This is a genomic window from Accumulibacter sp. (assembly GCF_029255285.1).
Classification (GTDB): domain Bacteria; phylum Pseudomonadota; class Gammaproteobacteria; order Burkholderiales; family Rhodocyclaceae; genus Accumulibacter.
The window spans coordinates 13,241-32,349 of record NZ_JAPUVI010000067.1 but is presented as its reverse complement, the minus strand read 5'-3'; the positions used below and the strand labels follow the sequence as shown (position 1 = coordinate 32,349).

General features: G+C 62.3%; 19 protein-coding genes. 12 read left to right on the top strand and 7 right to left on the bottom strand.

Annotated elements, in window-relative coordinates; all coding sequences use genetic code 11:
- Positions 1-19: 19 nt before the first annotated feature.
- Positions 20-1,528 (bottom strand): glycerol kinase GlpK, encoded by a 1,509-nt coding sequence (glpK, locus tag Q1M07_RS08470; RefSeq protein WP_300452963.1) that lies wholly within the window; start codon positions 1,526-1,528, stop codon positions 20-22.
- Between the two features lie 59 nt (positions 1,529-1,587).
- A complete protein-coding gene (locus Q1M07_RS08465) occupies positions 1,588-2,169 on the bottom strand; it encodes a TetR/AcrR family transcriptional regulator (RefSeq protein WP_300452961.1) in 582 nt (193 codons plus the stop codon).
- Between the two features lie 217 nt (positions 2,170-2,386).
- Here Q1M07_RS08465 and Q1M07_RS08460 point away from each other — a divergent pair, with 217 nt between their 5' ends.
- The 7 genes from Q1M07_RS08460 to Q1M07_RS08430 all read left to right on the top strand — a co-directional run bounded on the left by Q1M07_RS08460 (position 2,387) and on the right by Q1M07_RS08430 (position 10,415).
- Positions 2,387-3,136: an electron transfer flavoprotein subunit beta/FixA family protein gene (locus tag Q1M07_RS08460; RefSeq protein WP_300452959.1), complete on the top strand. Its 750-nt coding sequence runs from the start codon at positions 2,387-2,389 to the stop codon at positions 3,134-3,136.
- Positions 3,137-3,138: 2 nt separating this feature from the next.
- Positions 3,139-4,071 carry an electron transfer flavoprotein subunit alpha/FixB family protein gene (locus Q1M07_RS08455; RefSeq protein ID WP_300452957.1) on the top strand — a complete coding sequence of 311 codons (933 nt, stop codon included), beginning with the start codon at positions 3,139-3,141 and terminating at the stop codon, positions 4,069-4,071.
- Between the two features lie 18 nt (positions 4,072-4,089).
- Positions 4,090-4,755, top strand: coding sequence for an energy-coupling factor ABC transporter permease (locus Q1M07_RS08450; protein WP_300452955.1), 666 nt, complete (start codon positions 4,090-4,092; stop codon positions 4,753-4,755).
- The gene (locus tag Q1M07_RS08445; protein WP_300452953.1) at positions 4,730-6,103 is read left to right on the top strand and encodes a hypothetical protein; all 1,374 of its coding nucleotides are present in this window, start codon (positions 4,730-4,732) and stop codon (positions 6,101-6,103) included. Before Q1M07_RS08450 ends, Q1M07_RS08445 begins: the two co-directional genes overlap by 26 nt.
- A gap of 18 nt (positions 6,104-6,121) precedes the next feature.
- Positions 6,122-7,915 carry an acyl-CoA dehydrogenase C-terminal domain-containing protein gene (locus Q1M07_RS08440; protein ID WP_300452952.1) on the top strand — a complete coding sequence of 598 codons (1,794 nt, stop codon included), beginning with the start codon at positions 6,122-6,124 and terminating at the stop codon, positions 7,913-7,915.
- Between the two features lie 98 nt (positions 7,916-8,013).
- Complete coding sequence (locus Q1M07_RS08435) at positions 8,014-8,418, top strand: thioesterase family protein (protein ID WP_300452950.1); 405 nt, start codon at positions 8,014-8,016, stop codon at positions 8,416-8,418.
- Positions 8,419-8,444: 26 nt separating this feature from the next.
- Positions 8,445-10,415, top strand: a complete 1,971-nt coding sequence (locus Q1M07_RS08430; protein WP_300452948.1) for an acetoacetate--CoA ligase — start codon at positions 8,445-8,447, stop codon at positions 10,413-10,415.
- 4 nt (positions 10,416-10,419) lie between these two features.
- Here the strand turns inward: Q1M07_RS08430 and ettA are convergent, their stop codons facing one another.
- A complete protein-coding gene (ettA, locus tag Q1M07_RS08425) occupies positions 10,420-12,084 on the bottom strand; it encodes an energy-dependent translational throttle protein EttA (RefSeq protein WP_300452946.1) in 1,665 nt (554 codons plus the stop codon).
- A gap of 103 nt (positions 12,085-12,187) precedes the next feature.
- Positions 12,188-12,964, bottom strand: a complete 777-nt coding sequence (locus tag Q1M07_RS08420; RefSeq protein ID WP_300452944.1) for a ferredoxin--NADP reductase — start codon at positions 12,962-12,964, stop codon at positions 12,188-12,190.
- Between the two features lie 99 nt (positions 12,965-13,063).
- Here Q1M07_RS08420 and Q1M07_RS08415 point away from each other — a divergent pair, with 99 nt between their 5' ends.
- The 3 genes from Q1M07_RS08415 (at position 13,064) to Q1M07_RS08405 (ending at position 15,645) form a co-directional block, all read left to right on the top strand.
- Positions 13,064-13,990 (top strand): LysR family transcriptional regulator, encoded by a 927-nt coding sequence (locus Q1M07_RS08415; RefSeq protein WP_300452942.1) that lies wholly within the window; start codon positions 13,064-13,066, stop codon positions 13,988-13,990.
- Entirely contained in the window at positions 13,927-15,111 is a 1,185-nt protein-coding gene (locus tag Q1M07_RS08410; RefSeq protein ID WP_366984027.1) for an HD domain-containing phosphohydrolase, read from the top strand. Before Q1M07_RS08415 ends, Q1M07_RS08410 begins: the two co-directional genes overlap by 64 nt.
- Before the next feature lie 141 nt (positions 15,112-15,252).
- A complete protein-coding gene (locus tag Q1M07_RS08405; protein WP_300452941.1) occupies positions 15,253-15,645 on the top strand; it encodes a CZB domain-containing protein in 393 nt (130 codons plus the stop codon).
- A 48-nt stretch (positions 15,646-15,693) separates the two neighbouring features.
- On the opposite strand, the gene Q1M07_RS08400 is transcribed toward Q1M07_RS08405, so the two are convergent.
- Positions 15,694-16,146, bottom strand: a complete 453-nt coding sequence (locus Q1M07_RS08400; RefSeq protein WP_300452940.1) for a cyclic nucleotide-binding domain-containing protein — start codon at positions 16,144-16,146, stop codon at positions 15,694-15,696.
- Between the two features lie 108 nt (positions 16,147-16,254).
- On the opposite strand from Q1M07_RS08400, the gene tadA reads away from it, so the two are divergent.
- Complete coding sequence (tadA, locus tag Q1M07_RS08395) at positions 16,255-16,716, top strand: tRNA adenosine(34) deaminase TadA (RefSeq protein WP_300452938.1); 462 nt, start codon at positions 16,255-16,257, stop codon at positions 16,714-16,716.
- The gene (locus Q1M07_RS08390) at positions 16,713-17,201 is read left to right on the top strand and encodes a L,D-transpeptidase (protein ID WP_300452936.1); all 489 of its coding nucleotides are present in this window, start codon (positions 16,713-16,715) and stop codon (positions 17,199-17,201) included. The genes tadA and Q1M07_RS08390 overlap by 4 nt, the downstream gene beginning before the upstream one ends.
- Here Q1M07_RS08390 and Q1M07_RS08385 read toward each other — a convergent pair.
- Together Q1M07_RS08385 and Q1M07_RS08380 are read right to left on the bottom strand one after the other, a co-directional pair.
- Positions 17,171-17,953, bottom strand: coding sequence for an NRDE family protein (locus tag Q1M07_RS08385; protein WP_300452934.1), 783 nt, complete (start codon positions 17,951-17,953; stop codon positions 17,171-17,173). The genes Q1M07_RS08390 and Q1M07_RS08385 overlap by 31 nt on opposite strands.
- A 26-nt stretch (positions 17,954-17,979) precedes the next feature.
- The gene (locus Q1M07_RS08380) at positions 17,980-18,996 is read right to left on the bottom strand and encodes a folate-binding protein (protein ID WP_300452932.1); all 1,017 of its coding nucleotides are present in this window, start codon (positions 18,994-18,996) and stop codon (positions 17,980-17,982) included.
- Between the last annotated feature and the right edge of the window lie 113 nt (positions 18,997-19,109).

The window sequence follows — 19,109 nt, the reverse complement described above, 5'->3', positions numbered from 1 at the left end:
TGAAACTCCGGCGCGCCATTCAGTCTCTTGCCCAGTCCCGACAACGGTCGACGGCGCGGCGCCAGGCGTTGAGCAGCGAAGCGCGCCGGTCATCCGGCATCATCGGGTCGAAGCGGCGTTCGGCGCTCCACAGCGACGTCAGCTCGGCTTCGTCGTGCCAGAAGCCGACAGCCAGCCCAGCGAGGTAGGCGGCGCCCAGGGCCGTGGTTTCGGTGACGCGCGGACGAACCACCGGCACGCCCAGCACGTCGGCCTGGAACTGCAGCAACAGATCGTTGGCCGCCGCGCCACCGTCGACGCGCAGTTCGCGTAACCGCTGGCCGGCATCCATTTCCATCGCGTTTAGCACCTCGGCGCTCTGAAAGGCGATCGCTTCGAGCGCTGCGCGTGCGATATGCGCTCGATTCGTGCCGCGCGTCATGCCAAGCAGCGCGCCGCGGGCATAGGCATCCCAATACGGTGCGCCGAGACCGGTGTGCGCGGGAACCAGGTGAACGCCGCCGCTGTCGGCCACCGAGGCCGCCAGCGCTTCAATTTCGTCCGAGCGAGAAATCATCCCCAGGCCGTCGCGCAGCCATTGCACCGTCGCGCCGCCCATGAATACGCTGCCCTCGAGGAGATAGGTCGTTTTTTGTCGCCGCCGCCAGCCGATCGTCGTCAGCATGCGGTGTGCGGAATCCATAGCCTGCCGTCCGGTGTTGAGCATCAGGAAACACCCGGTGCCGTAGGTGTTCTTCGCCATCCCCGGTTCGAGACAGGTCTGACCAAAGGTGGCGGCTTGCTGGTCGCCCGCGATGCCGGCCAATGGGATTGGCGCGCCGAGCAGGTGGCTGTCCAGCGTCGTGATCAGGCCGCTGCTGTCGACTATCTGCGGCAGAACGGCCGATGGGATATCGAGCAGTGCCAGGAGTTCGTCGTCCCAGCACAGGCGTCGGATGTCGAACAACAAGGTGCGCGAGGCGTTCGACGGATCGCTGACATGCACTCGCCCGCCTGAGAGTTTCCACGCCAGCCAGCTATCGACCGTCCCAAAGGCGATTTCGCCACGTTCGGCGCGCGTTCGGGCAGACGGAATATGGTCGAGAAGCCATTTCAGTTTGGTTCCCGAAAAATAGGCGTCGAGAACCAGGCCGGTGCGTTGGCGGAATAGTTCGCCCTGACCCGCCTGGGTCAGCGCATCACACAGGCCGGCGGTTCGCCGGTCCTGCCAGACGATTGCCCGATGCAGCGGTTCGCCGCTGGCACGGTCCCAGAGCAGCGTCGTCTCGCGTTGATTGGTGATGCCCACCGCGGCCACCTGGCTAGCCGCCACGCCGTTGTCACGCAGCACTGCCTGGGCAACGGCAAGTTGTGTCCGCCAGATATCAATGGGGTCGTGCTCGACCCAGCCCGGCTGTGGATAGTGCTGCGCGTACTCGCGCTGCACGACGCCGTGCGGGCTACCGTCGCGCGCGAAGAGAATCGCCCGAGAACTGGTGGTTCCCTGGTCGAGTGCAAGAATGAACTGTTGCCGACTGGTCTCGGACATGCGCTTCCTCCGTAACGAAGACAACGGGCGATCGCCGCAAGTGATGGCCAGGCTGACGGCTACGGGCTGACGATCAATTCCGCGATCCAGCGCTTGAAATCACCGACCATCGGATCGTAGCGTTCGCAGGCCATCAGGCTCTGGCCAAAAACGTAGGCGTATAACAGTAGGCTGCGGCTCTTCGCCTCGTCTTCACAAAGGCCGCGCGCGACGAACAGCCGACGCGTGCATTCGAGGCGCCAAGTATCGACCTCCTCGACCACAGCCGCCGCCTCGGCGTCTCGCCGCGCCCATTCGCGCACAGCGAGTTCGATCGAGATCCCCTTACGGTTGCGCGTCGCACCATAGACGTCGATCAGGTGCAGGAGTTGCTCGCGCTCTTGGCCTGGAGTGGCGACACTCTGTTTGTGGATGTCGCGGATGCGGCCATCCTTCCAGGTCTGCAGGACGGCGTTGACGAGGTCCTGTCGGTCCTTGAAGTGCCAGTAGAAACTGCCCTTGGTGACCCCGAAGTTCTTGGCCAGGACCTCTATGCGCATGCCTTGTACGCCCTGGTCGGCGAGCACCTCGATCGCCGCCTCGATCCAGCCGCTGCGGTCGAGCGGCGAGCGGGGCCCGGATTTTTCGCGCTTCATCGTCATCTGGTCCTTTCCTGAATCACGCGCCTGAGGCAATATTCCAAGTTCGCGTCCGGCTCGCCGACGGACCGTGTTGACAGCCACAATTCCATACGGTACCGTACGCTATCCATACGATAAAGTATGGTCTATTGTCCGGTCAGAATTCGGCATTGTCAAACGTCGGAGGCTTCAATCGCCATCGCTGGCATCTGCCGTACGGTTTTATAGGAGAATAAATTTGAAGATCCTCGTTCCAGTCAAACGGGTGGTAGATTACAACGTCAAGGTTCGCGTCAAGTCGGACGCGAGTGACGTCGATCTGGCCAACGTCAAGATGTCGATGAACCCCTTCGATGAAATCGCCGTCGAGGAGGCCGTTCGCCTCAAAGAGGGTGGTATCGCCACGGAAGTCGTTGTGATATCGGCCGGTGTCGCCAATTGTCAGGAGACCTTGCGTACGGCGATGGCGATTGGCGCCGACCGCGGCATCCTTATCCAGACCGACGTGGAGTTGCAGCCGCTGGCCGTTGCCAAACTTCTCAAGGCGGTTTGCGAGAAGGAGCAGCCGCAGATCGTCTTGTGCGGCAAGCAGGCGATCGACGACGATGCCAACCAGACAGGACAGATGCTGGCTGGCCTGATGAACTGGCCGCAAGCCACGTTCGCGTCGAAGATCGTGGTTGCTGGCCAACAGGCAACGGTGACGCGCGAGATCGACGGCGGTCTGGAAACTATAGAAGTACCATTGCCGGCGGTCTTGACCGCCGACCTGCGCCTCAACGAGCCGCGCTACGCAACGCTGCCCAACATCATGAAAGCCAAGAAGAAGCCGCTCGAGACCACGAACCCGGCGGCGCTCGGTGTCGATGTCACGCCACGGCTGAAGACGGTGAAGGTAACCGAACCACCCAAGCGGACGGCGGGCATCAAGGTAGCCGATGCGGCCGACCTGGTGATGAAACTCAAGACTGAAGCAAAGGTGATCTGACCATGGCCATTCTCGTTATCGCTGAACACGACAATACGTCGATCAAGGCCGCGACGCTCAACACGGTCACCGCGGCGACCAGGATCGGCGGCGAGATCCACCTGCTGCTTGCCGGCTGCGCTTGCGCGGCGGCCGCTGCGGCGGCGGCGCGGGTGGCTGGCGTGAGCAAGGTGCTGGTCGCCGACGCGGCCCATTACGCCGATCAATCCCCCGAAAACCTCGCCGCTCTGGTGGTGGCCAACGCATCGTCGTACGGACACATTCTTGCGCCGGCGACAACCAGCGGCAAGAACTTCATGCCGCGCGTCGCGGCGCTGCTCGATGTGGCGCAGATCTCAGAAATCTCAGCCGTCGAATCAGCCGACACTTTCGTCCGCCCGATCTATGCTGGCAATGTCGTCGCTACCATCAAGTCGACCGATCCGATCAAGGTCGTCACCGTCCGCGGAACGGCCTTCGAGGCGGCCGGCGAGGACGGCAGTGCGGCTATCGAGAGCCTGTCCGCCGGCCCGGATCTCGGTTTGAGCAAGCTGTCGGGTCGCGAGTTGACCAAGTCCGAGCGTCCCGAACTGACAGCCGCCAAAGTTATCGTATCGGGTGGCCGCGGTATGGGTAGCGGCGAGAGTTTCCACAAGCTGCTCGAACCGTTGGCCGACAAGTTGGGAGCGGCGCTCGGCGCTTCACGCGCCGCGGTCGACGCCGGGTTCGTTCCGAACGACTACCAAGTTGGTCAGACCGGGAAGATCGTCGCGCCGCAACTTTATATCGCCGTCGGCATCTCGGGAGCGATACAGCATCTGGCCGGGATGAAGGACAGCAAAATCATCGTGGCGATAAACAAGGACGCTGAAGCGCCGATCTTCCAGGTGGCCGATTACGGATTGGTTGGCGACCTCTTCGAAGTCCTCCCGGCGTTGCTGGCGGAACTCGGCTGATCAGCGCCGGCAGCCCGCATGAACTTGCCGGACGGCCTGCTGGACGGGCGCTGGGCCTTGCTCGCCTGGCTGCTGTTTGCCCCCACTGCCTGGCTTGCCATCCGGCAGGCGTCCTGGCGCGTGCTCACCGAGGGCCCGCGCTTGAATGTCTTTCTGGGCATGATCGTCGCGCTAATCCTGCTCTGGCATCTGCAGGCGGGAACAAAACCCGGTCTGTCTCTGCATCTCCTTGGCGCCACCGTATTCACTTTGTGTTTTGGTTGGGCGCTTGCCTTTATCGGCCTCTGCCTGGTTCTTCTCGGGGTGAGTCTTAACGGATCGGCCGGTTGGCAGGCCTTTGCCGTCAACGCCTTGCTCATGGCTGGGGTTGGCGTTGCGGTAAGCCACGCTTTTCATCGGCTGGTCGAGCGGGTACTGCCGCGGCATTTGTTCATCTACATCTTCTGCAACGGTTTTTTCGTCTCGGCACTGGCCGTAATGGCCGTCGGCGTTGCCTCCTGCGTGGTACTTTGGCTGGCTGGAAGCTACGCTGGTGACTATCTGGCCAACGACTACTTGCCTTATTTTCTTCTGCTCGGCTTTTCCGAGGCCTGGCTGTCGGGAATGCTGACGACGCTGTTGGCCGTCTACCGGCCGGACTTGCTGGCGGACTTCGAGGATGCCCTGTTTCTCGGCAGAAAATAGTCTCTTTGCCGGTCTCCTCGGCAGAATACGCGACGCCTCGTTGATGGCGAAGCGGGTCGATCGCCGCTTGCTCGGCGTCTTGCTGTCGCTCCTGCTGCTTGCCACGCCTGATGTCGGCACGACGGCCACCGTCGGCCAACCCGGCAAAGCACGCGGTAGCGCGCTCACCTCAACTGACAAGCAGGCGAGCGATCCCGAAATTCAGTTGCGCTTGAGCGAGCACTTGTCAATGACCGGCGAGGCCAGCGACCGTCGGCGGGATTTGTTGCGTCTTGAGCAGCGTACTTTACAGATCGTCGAGGACCGTCATCACGACTCGCAGGCGCTGAGTGACAAGATTGGCTGGCTGGAGGCCGATTCCGCCGAACTGAAGAGAATCGGCGAACGGCTCGGAGCCACCGCAGCGGCTTTGCCCGCCGCGCCGCCGGACAGGCCGGCGGCGCCAAGCGGCGCCGTCGGCGCTGCCTCGCCGCCGGCGCTCCCGCCGGCCAACACAACGCTACCGGACAGTCCGCCGATGAAGGCGGTCGCCAAACAGACGGCGTTGGCGCCAGTCTTCAATCCTGATGAGTGGGTGACTTACGCCGGACTGGCGGCGGTGGCGCTACTCGTCACGCTCCTGGTTTTCCGTCGTCACCGTGGGCCTCGGCAAGATGCGCCGGTCGAGATGACGGAGAAACCCGCGGTGGCCGCCGTCGATGCGCGCTTGTCGCCGACCCGGGAGGAAGAGGCGACCGTACCGATCGCCGTTCCGGCGCGGCCTCCGGAGCCACTGCCGGCTCGATCACCACTGCCAGCGGCACAAGAAATCAGGGGCGCGACGCCGGCCCCGGCCGATCCTGATGTCACCTCGCGACAGACAGAGGCGGCGACGGCGCTGGATCTGGCCGAGATCATGCTGTCCTTTGGTCGTGTCAGCGGGGCAGCGAAAACGCTGCAGGAATATATCGCGGCGAACCCGAAAGAGGCACTGCGACCGTGGATTCGACTGCTTCAGATCTACCAGGACAACGGCATGCGTGACGAGTTCACTGCGCTCGCGCAGACGCTGAACCGTAATTTCAACGTCGAAGTCCTCCGCTGGCAGGACGATGAGGCGGCGAGGAACCCCGAAGCACTCCCCTCCGGACAGCAGCAACGCGCCGTGACGCTGGAGGAAATTCCTCACCTCCGCGAAAGAATCATTTCGCTCTGGGGCAAGGCGGGATGTCTCGACTACCTGGAACAGTTGCTGCGCGACAATCGTGGCGGCCAGCGCAACGGCTTCAGTTTGCCAGTCGTCGAGGAGTTGCTGTTCCTGATCGACCTCGTGGCGGCCCGTGAAGCCGTCCATCAGCCCCACCCGTAGCCATAAAAGGAGAAGCAAATGAGTGAATACATCGCCCCCGTTCGCGACATGCAGTTCGTGCTCAAGGAACTCGCCGGGCTGGAACAGGTGGCCCAACTGCCGGGTTACGAAGAAGCGACACCGGATCTGGTCGACGCCGTTCTCGAAGAAGCGGCGAAGTTCGCCGAAGGAATCCTGTCGCCGCTCAACTGGCCGGGTGACCAGGAGGGAGCGCGCTGGCACGAAAAAGCCGTGACGATGCCGGCTGGATTCAAGGAAGCCTACAAGCTGTTCGCCGATAGCGGTTGGACGGCGTTGGCAGCGGAAACCGAATGGGGTGGCCAGGGCTTGCCGAAACTGGTCTCGGCCGCCGTGAGCGAAATGTGGAAGGCGGCCAACCACTCGTTTTCGCTCTGCCCGCTGCTCACGGCAGGCGCCATCGAGGCGCTGGTTCTTACCGGCAGTGAAGAGCTGAAAGCGATTTATCTCGAGAAAATGGTCAGCGGTCAGTGGACCGGAACGATGAACCTCACCGAACCGAGCGCCGGCTCCGACCTCGCTGCGGTGCGCACTCGCGCCGAGCCGCAGGCCGATGGCAGCTACCTGATTTTCGGGCAAAAAATCTTCATCACTTACGGCGAGCACGACATGGCGGAGAACATCATCCATCTGGTGCTGGCCCGCACGCCGACGGCGCCCGAAGGGGTCAAGGGAATTTCCCTGTTCGTCGTGCCGAAGTTCCTGGTTAACGACGACGGCAGCCTCGGCGCCCGCAACGACGCCTACTGCGTCTCGATCGAACACAAACTCGGCATCCACGCCAGTCCGACAGCGATCATGGCCTTCGGCGACCACAGCGGCGCGATCGGCTATTTGGTCGGTGAGGAGAATCGCGGCCTCGAATACATGTTCATCATGATGAACGCGGCTCGTTTCGGCGTCGGACTGGAAGGGGTTGCCGTCTGCGAGCGAGCCTACCAGCGGGCGCGTGACTACGCCCGCGATCGTATCCAATGTACCGACATCGGTGTGCGGGGTGGACCGAAAGTGCCGATCATCCAGCACCCCGACGTGCGCCGCATGCTGATGACCATGAAGTCGCACGCCGAGGCGGCACGCGCGCTGGCCTACGTCGTCGCCGCCGCACACGACGCGGCGATTCGTCATCCCGACGCAACAACCCGCCAGCGCAATCAGGCTTTCGTCGACTTGATGATCCCGGTGGTCAAAGGCTGGAGCACGGAGTCCGGCGTCACCATGGCGTCGATCGGTGTGCAGGTGCATGGAGGTATGGGTTACGTCGAGGAAACCGGTGCCGCGCAGCACCTGCGCGACGCGCAAATCTCGACGATTTACGAGGGCACCACCGGCATTCAAGCGAACGACCTTATTGGCCGCAAGATGGCGCGCGAAGGCGGCGCCACACTGAAGACGGTGATCGCCGCGATCCGCGCCCTCGATGCCGAACTGGCTGCGAGTACCGGCGCCCACTTGGCGGCCATTCGCCGTCGCTTGTCGGCCGCGGTCGATGCCCTGGCCGTCGCCGGCGACTGGCTGGTGGCCAATTACGGCCGGGATGTTCGTGCCGCGTCCGCGGGCGCGGTGCCGTTTCTCAAGCTGCTAGGCATTGTCGCCGGGGGCTGGCAGATGGCCCGTGCGGCGCTGATCGCGCGTGCGAATATCGATGCTGGCGACAGCGATCCTTTCTATCCGGCGAAAATCATCACGGCGCGTTTCTACGCGGATCATGTGCTCTCTGCCGCCGCCGGATTGGCGAGCAGCGTCACGGAGGGCGCCGAAGGGGTGATGGCGCTGCCTGAGGACATGTTCTGATCGGCGGCGGCGTCGACATCCGTGCCGGTGGCCATGCCGCATCCGCCACCGGTGCAGTGCAGCCAGATCGGATAACCTGCGCGAGAACAGGATTCGCTATGCAGAGCCAACGCAAACTCGTTCATACTTCGCTGATCCCGATTCGCTGGGGCGATATGGACGCTTATGGCCATGTTAACAACACGGTCTATTTTCGCTACGCCGAGCAGTGTCGTGTCGAGTATCTCGAAAAACTCGGTTTCCCACTCATCCCACACGGCTCGGCGGCGGTGATCATCAATGCCGCCTGTACCTTCCTCGTTCCGCTCAACTATCCGGGAACTGTTGAAGTCCGGATGTTCTGTGGCCACCCCGGGCGCAGCAGTGTCCAGACATATTACGAGATTCGTTTGCAGGGCGACGATACGCTTTACGCAACCGGCGATTCCAAGATCGTCTGGATGAACGTGGACAGCGGCAAATCGGTACCCATTCCGGAGAGTCTGCGTAGCGAACTGACTTAGCCGTACTTGTGGATAAGGAGGAGGGGATGGAAGCACTGTGGCGCCCGAGCGCCGAACGAATCGCTGCCGCCAGGATCAGCGCCTTCATGCTGTCGGTGAACCGCCGCTGGCAAGCCGGTTGCACCGATTACCCGAGCCTGTGGCGCTGGTCGGTAGCCCAGCCGCGCGACTTCTGGGCATCGGTCTGGGACGAATGCGGGGTCCTCGGCGAACGCGGCGCGAGCGTGCTGGAAAACGGCGACCGAATGCCCGGTGCACGCTGGTTTGCACAAGCCCGGATCAACTATGCGGAAAATCTGCTGCGTTGCCGTGACGAACGCGACGCGCTGGTCTTTTGGGGCGAAGCGCAACTCCAGCGCCGCCTCTCGTACCGTGAGCTGTACGCTCAGGTTTCGCGTTGCGCGCAGGCGCTGCGGGCGGCCGGCGTCGGCCGCGGAGACCGCGTTGCCGCTTACCTGCCGAACATGCCGGAAACCGTCATCGCCATGCTCGCCACGACGTCGCTTGGCGCGATCTGGTCGTCAGCCTCGCCCGATTTCGGCGTGCAAGGCGTTCTCGACCGTTTTGGGCAGATCGAACCGAAGGTTCTGCTTTGCGTCGACGCCTACTGGTACAACGGCCGGCCTGTCGATTGCCTGGCGAAGAACGCCGAGGTAGCCGTGCGTCTGCCATCGCTGACTCGTACCGTCGTCGTTTCGTATGTCGACGATGCCGCCGGGGCGGGGACGATCGCCCATGGCGTGAGCTGGGCCGACTTCCTTGCCCCGTATGCCGATGAGGACATCGACTTCCTGCCAGTGCCTTTCGAGCATCCGCTGTTCATCATGTTTTCGTCGGGCACCACAGGCGTTCCGAAATGCATCGTCCATTGTCACGGCGGCGCCTTGCTGCAACACCTCAAGGAGCACCAGCTGCACGGCGACCTGCGGGCCGGCGACCGGATCTTCTACTTCACGACCTGCGGCTGGATGATGTGGAACTGGCTGCTCTCCGCGCTCGCTTCGCAGGCCACGCTGCTGCTCTTTGACGGATCCCCTTTCGTTCGTACGGCCTCGGGCCAGGCCGGGACGATTCTTTTCGACTATGCCGACGCGGAGCGGATGACGCACTTCGGCACGTCGGCCAAGTTCATCGACGCGATCGCCAAGAACGGGCTGCAGCCGCGCTTAAGTCACCGGCTCGACGATCTGCGGGTGATGTTCTCGACAGGCAGTCCGCTGGCGCCGGAAAGCTTCGACTATGTCTACCGCGACATCAAGCCTGACCTCCTGCTGGCTTCGATTTCGGGCGGTACAGACATCCTGTCGTGCTTCGCGCTGGGCAATCCGATGTTGCCCGTCTACCGCGGCGAACTGCAGTGCCGTGGCCTCGGAATGGCGGTCGACGTATTCGACGAGGCGGGCCAGCCGCTCGCACCGGGCAGTGGTGGACGCGGCGAACTGGTGTGCACCGCGCCGTTTCCGGCGATGCCGGTCGGTTTCTGGAACGACCCGGAGGGAGCCAAGTACCACGCCGCCTACTTCGATCGCTTTCCCAACGTCTGGTGCCATGGTGATTTCGTCGAGCTGACCGGCAACGAAGGAATGATTATCTACGGCCGCTCGGACGCCGTTCTCAATCCCGGTGGAGTCCGTATCGGCACCGCCGAGATTTATCGCCAGGTCGAGCAATTGCCCGAGGTTGTCGAGTCGCTGGTCATCGGCCAGGACTGGGAGCACGATGTGCGCGTCGTCCTGTTCGTCAAGCTGCGCGACGGGGTCGTGCTCGACGACACGCTGATCAACCGGATCAAGCAGCAGATTCGACAGAATACGACGCCGCGTCACGTGCCGGCGCGGGTGCTGCAGGTGGCCGACATTCCGCGTACGAAAAGCGGCAAGATCGTCGAACTGGCAGTTCGCCATGTTGTCCATGGCCGACCGGTGAAGAACATCGAGGCTCTCGCCAACCCCGAGGCGCTGGAGTTCTTCCGTGATCGGATCGAACTCCGGCGCTGATCCCTCATCGGGTGATCGGCTTGTAGCGGATACGGCGCGGTTTGACCGCCTCCTCGCCGAGGCGGTGTTTCTTGTCTTCCTCGTACTCGTGATAGTTGCCGCTGAAAAAGGTCCATTGCGAGTCGCCTTCGCAGGCCAGGATGTGCGTGCAGATGCGGTCGAGAAACCAGCGGTCGTGCGAAATGACCATGACGCTGCCAGCGAACTCGAGCAGCGCGTCTTCGAGCGCACGCAGGGTTTCGACGTCGAGGTCGTTCGAGGGTTCGTCGAGCAGCAGGACGTTACCGCCGGCAATCAGCGTCTTCGCCATGTGCAGGCGCCCGCGCTCGCCGCCGGAAAGCTGGCCGACCTGCTTCTGCTGGTCGGCACCCTTGAAGTTGAATCGGGCGATGTAGGCACGCGCCGGCGTCTCGTACTTGCCAACGGTGAGGATGTCGGCACCGCCGGCAACTTCCTCGAAGACCGTCTTGCTGCCGTCTAGGCAATCGCGACTCTGGTCGACGTAGGCCAAGCGAACCGTGTCGCCGATCTCCACTTCACCCGAGTCGGCGGCTTCTTGGCCGATCAGCATGCGGAACAATGTCGACTTGCCAGCTCCGTTGGGGCCGATGATGCCGACGATCGCCCCCGGCGGCACGCTGAAACTGAGCTTGTCGATCAGCAGGCGGTCGCCGAAAGACTTGCTGACCCCTCTGAATTCGATCACCTTGCTGCCCAGGCGCTCGCCGACCGGGATGAAAATTTCCTGTGTTTCGTTGCGCTTCTGATACTCGACGCTCGACAGTTCTTCGAAGCGCGCAAGACGGGCTTTGCTCTTGGCCTGCCGTGCTTTTGGACTTTGGCGGACCCACTCGAGTTCCTGCTTCATCGTCTTGAGGCGACCTGCCTCCTGCCGACCTTCGATTTCCAAGCGCGCTTCCTTCTGCTCGAGCCAGCTCGAGTAGTTGCCCTTCCACGGAATTCCCTGACCTCGATCGAGTTCCAGAATCCATTCGGCGGCGTTGTCGAGGAAGTAGCGGTCGTGCGTGACGGCGACGACGGTACCGGGAAAGCGCACCAAAAACTGCTCGAGCCATTCGACCGTTTCGGCATCGAGGTGATTGGTCGGCTCGTCGAGGAGCAACATGTCCGGCTTCGAAAGCAACAGCTTGCACAGCGCGACGCGGCGCTTCTCGCCGCCGGAGAGCTGCGCGATCGGCGCCTCCCAGGGTGGCAGCCGCAAGGCGTCGGCAGCGAGTTCGAGCTGACTGTCGATGTCGGCCCCGGCGGTAGCGATGATCGCTTCGAGACGAGCCTGCTCCTCGGCCAAACGGTCGAAATCGGCGTCCGGCTCAGCATAGGCCGCATACACCTGTTCAAGCAACGCACGCGCCTCGAAAGCCTCGCCGAGGCCGGACTCGACCTCCTGACGAACAGTCTGTTGGGGGTCGAGGCTGGGTTCCTGGGGCAAGTAGCCGATCTTGATCCCGGGCATCGGCGTCGCTTCGCCGACGATGTCCCGGTCTACGCCAGCCATGATGCGCAGCACGGTCGACTTTCCCGACCCGTTGAGGCCGAGCAGGCCGATCTTTGCCCCCGGGAAAAATGAAAGTGATATGTCCTTGATTATCTGCCGCTTTGGTGGGACGATCTTGCCCACGCGGTGCATCGTGAAAACGTATTGAGCCATGGTTTGCCGATCAGGGGTTGAACAATAGACTACCGGGCGGCGCTGGCGGCGCCCGGCAAAAACGCAAGTCTACCCGAGACTGACAGCGCGTGGCCCGCGCCGCCTACTTATCGACGAAAGCCCGTTCGATGACGTAGTCACCCGGCGCGCCAATGTAGGGCGAAATCTCGAAGCCGCGACGGTCGAGGAGGCCGCAACAGTCCTTGATCATCGCTGGACTGCCGCAGACCATTGCCCGGTCGGTAGCGGGGTCGAGTGGCGGCAGTCCGATGTCAGCAAACAACTTGCCACTCTCGACCAGTTCCGTAATACGACCCTGGTGGGCAAAGGGTTCGCGAGTTACCGTCGGATAGTAGATCAACTGCCTGCGTACCTGCTCCCCGAAGAACTCGTGCTGTGGCAACTCCTCGCGGATGAAATCTCCATAAGCCAGATCCTTCACCCAGCGCACACCGTGGATCAGTACCACCTTCTCGAAGCGCTCGTAAGTCTCTGGATCCTGAATCAGGCTGATGAACGGCGCCAGTCCGGTGCCGGTGGCCAGGAGGTAAAGATTTTGACCCGGCCGCAAGTCGCGGAGGACCAGGGTACCGGTCGGTTTGCGGCTGACCACGATCTCGTCGCCGACCGACAAGTGTTGCAACTTCGAGGTCAGAGGGCCATTGGGCACTTTGATGCTGAAGAACTCGAGAAAGTCGTCGTGGTTGGCGCTGGCAATGCTGTAGGCGCGGGCCAACGGCCGTCCATCCTGCGGTAGGCCGACCATCACGAACTGTCCGTTGCAAAAACGCAATCCCGGATCGCGCGTGGTTCGGAAACTGAACAGCGTGTCGCTCCAGTGATGAACCGAAAGGACGCGCTGGGCGGAAAAATTGCTCATTACTTTTCTCATGACATGAATTGGACCGGCGTCATCCTATTTTGTCGTATCATATTTGTAAAACGGTTTTTTTCAATACAATATATCGATATTATCGATATGAGATACACCTTGCGCCAGCTTGCCGTGTTTGTCGCGGTCGCCCGGCACGAAAGCGTTTCGCGCGCCGCGGTCGAGCTTTCTCTGTCGCAGTCGGCGACCAGCATGGCACTCGCGGAACTGGAGCGGCAGTACGACATGCAGTTGTTCGACCGCTTCGGCAAGATGCTGCGCCTCAACGAACTTGGGCAGGTTTTGCTGCCGCAGGCGGTCGAGCTGATCGAGAGAGCGGCAGCCGTTGAGCGCATTTTCGAAGGTCGTGCCGGCTACGGAAAACTGCGCATAGGGGCGACACTGACCATCGGCAACTACCTGGCGACGCTGATCGTTGCCGACTTCCTCAAACGCCATCCGGAAAGCACACTGCAACTGACCGTTCACAACACGGCGACGATCGTCGATCAACTGGCTCGTCACGAGCTCGATCTGGGCTTGATCGAAGGCAGTTGCCGACATCCCGAACTGATCGTCGAACCCTGGGTGGAGGACGAACTGGTGGTTTTCGCTGCACCGACACATCGTTTGGCAGGCAAGGCTTCGGCAACGCTGACCGAACTCGCAGGTGAATCGTGGATCGTTCGCGAGCCAGGCTCGGGGACCCGAGAGACACTCGATCAGGCACTGCGCCATCACCATTGGCCGATGAAGATTCGGCTTGAACTCGAGCACACCGAAGCAATCAAACGCGCTGTCGAGTTCGGCGTCGGCATCGGCTGCATCTCGCGGCTGGCTTTGCGTGAGGCGTTCCGGCGCGGCAGTCTGGTAGCCATCGAAACCCCCGAGCTTGACCTGCGCCGGTACTTTCGTTTCCTCTTCCATCGGCGGAAGTTCCAGACGGCCGGTATGCGCGAATTCATCGCTCTTTGCCAGAGGATGACGTCTGGCCTTCAGCGCAGCGATCAGATCGAGTGGCCGTTTATTCCCTAGGCCTTCGGCGTCAGCTGGTGCCGAAGGCCGGTGTTCTCGGTATCTTGGTATACTGCGCGCAATTCCGGGAGCACCGCATGAACCGAATCGCGATCATTGACGACAGCGACATCAATCTGATGCTGTTGGAAAATCTGGTCGGCAAAATGGAGGGCTGCGAAGCCGTGATCTTCCAGGAGTCGCTTCATGGACTGCGATGGTGCGCCGAGAATCTGCCAGACTTGGTGATCGTTGATTACATGATGCCCGAACTCGACGGGCTTGAGTTCATCAGCCGCTTTCGCCGTGTTCCTGGTCGCGAGCAGTTGCCGGTCCTCATGATCACAGCCAACGACGACAAGGCCGTGCGCTACCAGGCGCTGCACCTCGGAGCGACGGATTTTTTGACCAAACCTGTCGACGGAATGGAGTTCTCGGCACGCGTGCGCAACATGCTGGCCCTGAATACCAGCCAGAGACATCTTGCCGACCGCGCGGCCTGGCTCGCCGACGAGGTTGCCAAGGCTACGAAAACGGTGCACGACCGAGAACACGAACTGCTACTCCGCATGTCGCGCGCCGCCGAATTTCGCGATCCGGAAACCGGCGCACACATTCAGCGCATGGCGCAGTTTTCCCATCTCATCGCGAGCCAGCTTGGCCTTCCCAAAGCACAGCAGGAACTGATACTGCAGGCGGCCCCGATGCACGATGTTGGCAAGATCGGCATTCCGGATGCCATTCTGCTGAAGAAGGACAGGCTGACGGCGGAAGAGTTTGCGGTCATGAAACGGCACGCCCGTCTTGGTTCGGAACTGCTCAGCGGCAGTGAGTCGACGGTCTTGCAAGCCGCGGCGCTGATTGCTCTTACTCACCACGAGAAGTACGATGGCTCAGGCTATCCGCAGGGCTTGTCCGGAACGGACATTCCACTGTTCGGACGGATTGTCGCGGTCGCTGATGTCTTCGATGCCCTGCTATCCGACCGCTCCTACAAGAGGGCTTGGCCACTCGATCGGGCATTGAATTTCTTGCACCAGGAAGCAGGTGCTCATTTTGACCCGGATTGCGTCAACGCCTTCCTGAGCAACCCGGACGACCTGCGGAAAATCTATACAAACGTCGATGGTACAGGGACTTGAACCCGTCGCCAAGCTGCTGCGTGCCCGCCGGCCTAATGCTGGTTTTTTTTCTGGAGCGATTGCGGCTTGGCGGCTTGCTGCCGGTAAGCAAGTAGAATCCGTGCTTGGTCAGTGGGACGCGAGCCGCTTCGGGAGAGATGGATGAACAATATTGCGGACATTGAAGAGGCCATCGGCAAGCATGCACGGTGGATGTCCGAGCTCAGGCAAGCGATTCTCGAGGCGCAGCCGGGAATTGATCTGGCAGAAACTCTGGCCGATGACCGGTGCGAATTTGGCCAGTGGCTGTACGGCCCAACTTGGTCGCCAGAAGATCTGGGAACGGAGCACTACCAAGCGGTGCGACGACTGCACGCGAGCTTCCACGCGCTGGCCGCGCAGATCGTCACACTGGCCGCGTCCGGCCGCGTCGTCGACGCCTACACGCTGCTCTATGACGACTACCTCACGATGTCTGGCCGACTGGCGATTGCCATGCGCGCTTGGCAGGAAGACTTTCGACGAATCTCCGGCGTCGACCACGGTGCCGGTTGACGCCGCCACGGCGGCGCCTCGAGTCAGGCCGCTACCCAGCGCCCCTCGTCAGCACAGCACCGCGAGATCGTCGATGCGGCGCAGACGGCGACTCAGCTCGCGTGCCAGATTCAGGACGATCAACGCGAAGGTCGGCATGTCGAACTCGTAAATCCGGAACAGATCGCCGTTCGACAAGGCCAGCGCCTCCACCGGCTCGAGCGCGCGCACGGTCGCTGAGCGCGGTTGCAGGTCGATCAGTTCCATCTCGCCGAAAACGTCCCCGACCCCGAGGACGGCGATACGCGTGCCGAGTACGTTAGCCGCCGTCGGGCAACTTTTCAGAACCTCCACCGAGCCGTGGCAGATGACGAACATGGCGTCGCCGTCGTCGCCTTCCTTGACGATCACCTCCCCGGCAGCGAAGTTGACTTCGCGCAGCAACGGAATAATCGCGGCCATCGCGCGATCGTCGACGCCGCCGAACAGCGGTTGCGCCTGCAAAAATCTGGCGGTTTTCACGGTTTGTTCCGGCTCACCCAGCATTTTGCTCCACCTGACCGATATTCTGCACCCTAGGGTCGGCAAAGAGAAGAAGCAACAGGCTCTTCGCCGGGTAAAATGCGGCCGATGGAGGACGAGTATTTCATGCGCGAAGCGATCTTGCTGGCGCAAGCCGCCGGCTGTTTGGGCGAAGTTCCCGTCGGCGCTCTGGTCGTGCGCGACGGTGAGATCATTGGCCGGGGTTTCAACTCGCCGATAGGCGAGAGCGATCCGACGGCACATGCTGAAATCGCCGCTCTGCGGGATGCGGCACGTCGTCTGGGCAACTACCGTCTGCCGGGTTGCGAGCTTTTCGTGACACTCGAGCCCTGTGCGATGTGTGCCGGAGCAGTGTTGCAGGCGCGCATCGCTCGCTTGGTCTACGGCGCGCGCGATGGCAAGACCGGTGTGCATGGCAGCGTCGTCGATCTGTTTGGTGTCCAGCGCCTCAACCACCACACCAAGGTGCGTGGCGGCGTCCTCGCCGAACCGTGCGCCCGCTTGCTGTCCGAGTTCTTTGCGGCACGGCGGCTGAAGAAGAGGGAATGAGTGTGCATATTCGGATCTCGATCAGGAACCAGACCTTGACTCTGTCGGACGATACCGGCGAAGTTCTGCGCTCGTACCGGGTATCTACGGCGGCCAACGGAGCAGGCGAGGTCACAGGCAGCCACCGCACGCCGCGCGGCCGCCATCTCGTGCGCGCCCGCATCGGATCTGGCCAGGCCGAGAACACGGTGTTCGTCGCCCGCCGGCCAACCGGCGAAATCTACAGCCAGGAACTCGGCGAACGCTTTCCACAGCGTGACTGGATCCTCACCCGGATCCTCTGGTTATCCGGCTGCGAACCCGGCCGCAACCGGCTTGGCCAGGTCGACACGATGCGCCGCTACATCTATATTCATGGTAGTCCCGACAGCACGCCGATGGGCCGCCCAGGGTCGATCGGCTGTGTTCGCATGCGCAACGCCGACATCCTGGAACTCTTCGACCTGGTGCCACCTTACACCCCAGTCGATATCAGCGAGGACTGAAAGCTCTCGTATACCTCGCCAATCGCTTGCGCGCCGACGCCGAAGCTGCGCTCCGTGAAACTCGTCCAGCCATCTCGGCGCCGGACAATGAGAGTTGCGGCGCGCGTTCCGTAGTGTTCCGATCTGACGAAAATCGCCGACAGGATGCGCTCCCAGGCGAGAGAGACGCCAGTCGCCGGCAAATGCGAATCAGCGACGACCTCCTGGTCGGCCAGAAGTTCGAAAAAAACCGACTGTCTCGGCAGGGTAGTCAGTGCTTCGGCAAACGCGGTCTTGGCGCTGGCCAGTTTCGGCCACGGGGTGTCGAGAAGGTGGTTGGAGAGGCCGTAGATTCCCGGCTTCAGCCAACGCGGTCGAGCCTCGCCGCGGTTCGAGAAATAGCCGAGGGACTCGCCGTCGCCGACGAAGAGGTTGAAACCATTGTACTCGGCAGAGCGCGTGGCAACCTTTTCGAGGTACGCGCGCGGGGTATCGCTGCCGATCAGGAAGTCGGCGACCAGGGTGCCTCGGGAACGCGCCGCCGCGAGTGGCCGGCCACCTTCACGGTAGTTGGTCAACGCGGCGAAACGCTGCTCACGATGGATTCCGAGCCAGGTGCCACCGGCTTCGAGGTCGCGCCCGGCCAAGACTTCCGGGGCTTCGGGCCAGAACCCCGCCGCTGCCGAAGGGCGAACGAAGAACTCATCACGGTTGGCGGCAACCACCAGCGGGTAATCGGGATGTGCTCGCCAGGCGAGCAGAATCAGACACATGGGGGTGCGCTCAAAGGAGAGGCGAGTCAGCCGTCGAGCACCCGCAACTCGAGCTGCGGACCACCCGGCGTCGCCAGTTCGAGGTCGCCGCACGCGGCGAAGGTCTCCTGGACGACGGCCAGCGCATCGTAACCACCAGCCGGCGCCGGAGCAGCGTTGGCGACCATGCCGCAAGGATGTGCGGGGCTGGCCGGTGAATATATCGCATTGCCCGCAGCCATCGGGCTGGCCGAGTGAACGCGGTAGAGGTGGCGTTTGACCTTGCCCAAGTACTGCGTGCGAGCGATGACTTCCTGGCCGGGATAGCAGCCCTTACGAAAACTGACGCCTCCCAGCCGTTCGAAATTCATCATCTGTGGCACGAATTCCTCCGTCGTACGTGCGCCGATCAGCGGAATTCCCGCCTGGATATCCAGCCATTGCCAGACCGTGGTGCCGACCGGGCACGCCTGTGCCCGCAGACCTTGCCAAAGGCTGGCTGCGGCCCGCCTTTCGACGACGACCTGCAGCCGCGATTCGTCGAGCCGGAGAACGATACCGCTCTCGAACGCCGCCGTTCTCAGGGCCTGGCCGGGAACCGGCAGGCCGAGCGTGAGCAGAGCGTTCGCCGCCTGTGGACCCGACAAACCGATTAGTTCGCAGCAAGAGGAGCGTTCGGCGAAGACGACTTGGCTGCGCAGGACGAACATCTGCAGCCGCTTCTGTATCGTAGTCAACAGATCGGCCGACAATTGCAGGTCATAGTCGGGGCCACTGCGAAAAACAAGAAAGCTGGCTAGCATCCTGCCCTTGGCCGAGCACCACGCCGAATGCTGTATCGCATCGTGAGCCAGATGCCTGACATCGCTGGTCAGTTGATTGTGTAGAAAGGTTTCAGCATCAGGGCCCGCCACTTCGATGAGCGCCAAATGGGTCAGCGGCGCGACGATCGTGCCGGCCCCGGCGGCCGCCCATTCGGCTGCCGGGTCACCAAAATCCGTGACCAGTTGGCCGTCGATGCGAGCTCCGCTTGCCTCCAGAAATTCCTGCCAGATCAAGTTCATCGTTTCTGATTTCCATCCAATGGTTGAGAGCGGACGTGATAGGCGCCAGCAAAGCGGCGCCCGGCCGCGAGCCGCCCACGAGAGCGGTTCGCCGCTTCGCGCCGCCGGTTTCG

Bases quoted from the DNA above. Each gene is read 5' to 3' on its own strand.
- glpK (WP_300452963.1), bottom strand. From the start codon at position 1,528: ATGTCCGAGACCAGTCGGCAACAGTTCATTCTTGCACTCGACCAGGGA.
- Q1M07_RS08465 (WP_300452961.1), bottom strand. From the start codon at position 2,169: ATGACGATGAAGCGCGAAAAATCCGGGCCCCGCTCGCCGCTCGACCGC.
- Q1M07_RS08455 (WP_300452957.1), top strand. From the start codon at position 3,139: ATGGCCATTCTCGTTATCGCTGAACACGACAATACGTCGATCAAGGCC.
- Q1M07_RS08450 (WP_300452955.1), top strand. From the start codon at position 4,090: ATGAACTTGCCGGACGGCCTGCTGGACGGGCGCTGGGCCTTGCTCGCC.
- Q1M07_RS08445 (WP_300452953.1), top strand. From the start codon at position 4,730: ATGCCCTGTTTCTCGGCAGAAAATAGTCTCTTTGCCGGTCTCCTCGGC.
- Q1M07_RS08440 (WP_300452952.1), top strand. From the start codon at position 6,122: ATGAGTGAATACATCGCCCCCGTTCGCGACATGCAGTTCGTGCTCAAG.
- Q1M07_RS08435 (WP_300452950.1), top strand. From the start codon at position 8,014: ATGCAGAGCCAACGCAAACTCGTTCATACTTCGCTGATCCCGATTCGC.
- Q1M07_RS08430 (WP_300452948.1), top strand. From the start codon at position 8,445: ATGGAAGCACTGTGGCGCCCGAGCGCCGAACGAATCGCTGCCGCCAGG.
- ettA (WP_300452946.1), bottom strand. From the start codon at position 12,084: ATGGCTCAATACGTTTTCACGATGCACCGCGTGGGCAAGATCGTCCCA.
- Q1M07_RS08420 (WP_300452944.1), bottom strand. From the start codon at position 12,964: ATGAGCAATTTTTCCGCCCAGCGCGTCCTTTCGGTTCATCACTGGAGC.
- Q1M07_RS08415 (WP_300452942.1), top strand. From the start codon at position 13,064: ATGAGATACACCTTGCGCCAGCTTGCCGTGTTTGTCGCGGTCGCCCGG.
- Q1M07_RS08405 (WP_300452941.1), top strand. From the start codon at position 15,253: ATGAACAATATTGCGGACATTGAAGAGGCCATCGGCAAGCATGCACGG.
- tadA (WP_300452938.1), top strand. From the start codon at position 16,255: ATGGAGGACGAGTATTTCATGCGCGAAGCGATCTTGCTGGCGCAAGCC.
- Q1M07_RS08390 (WP_300452936.1), top strand. From the start codon at position 16,713: ATGAGTGTGCATATTCGGATCTCGATCAGGAACCAGACCTTGACTCTG.
- Q1M07_RS08385 (WP_300452934.1), bottom strand. From the start codon at position 17,953: ATGTGTCTGATTCTGCTCGCCTGGCGAGCACATCCCGATTACCCGCTG.
- Q1M07_RS08380 (WP_300452932.1), bottom strand. From the start codon at position 18,996: ATGAACTTGATCTGGCAGGAATTTCTGGAGGCAAGCGGAGCTCGCATC.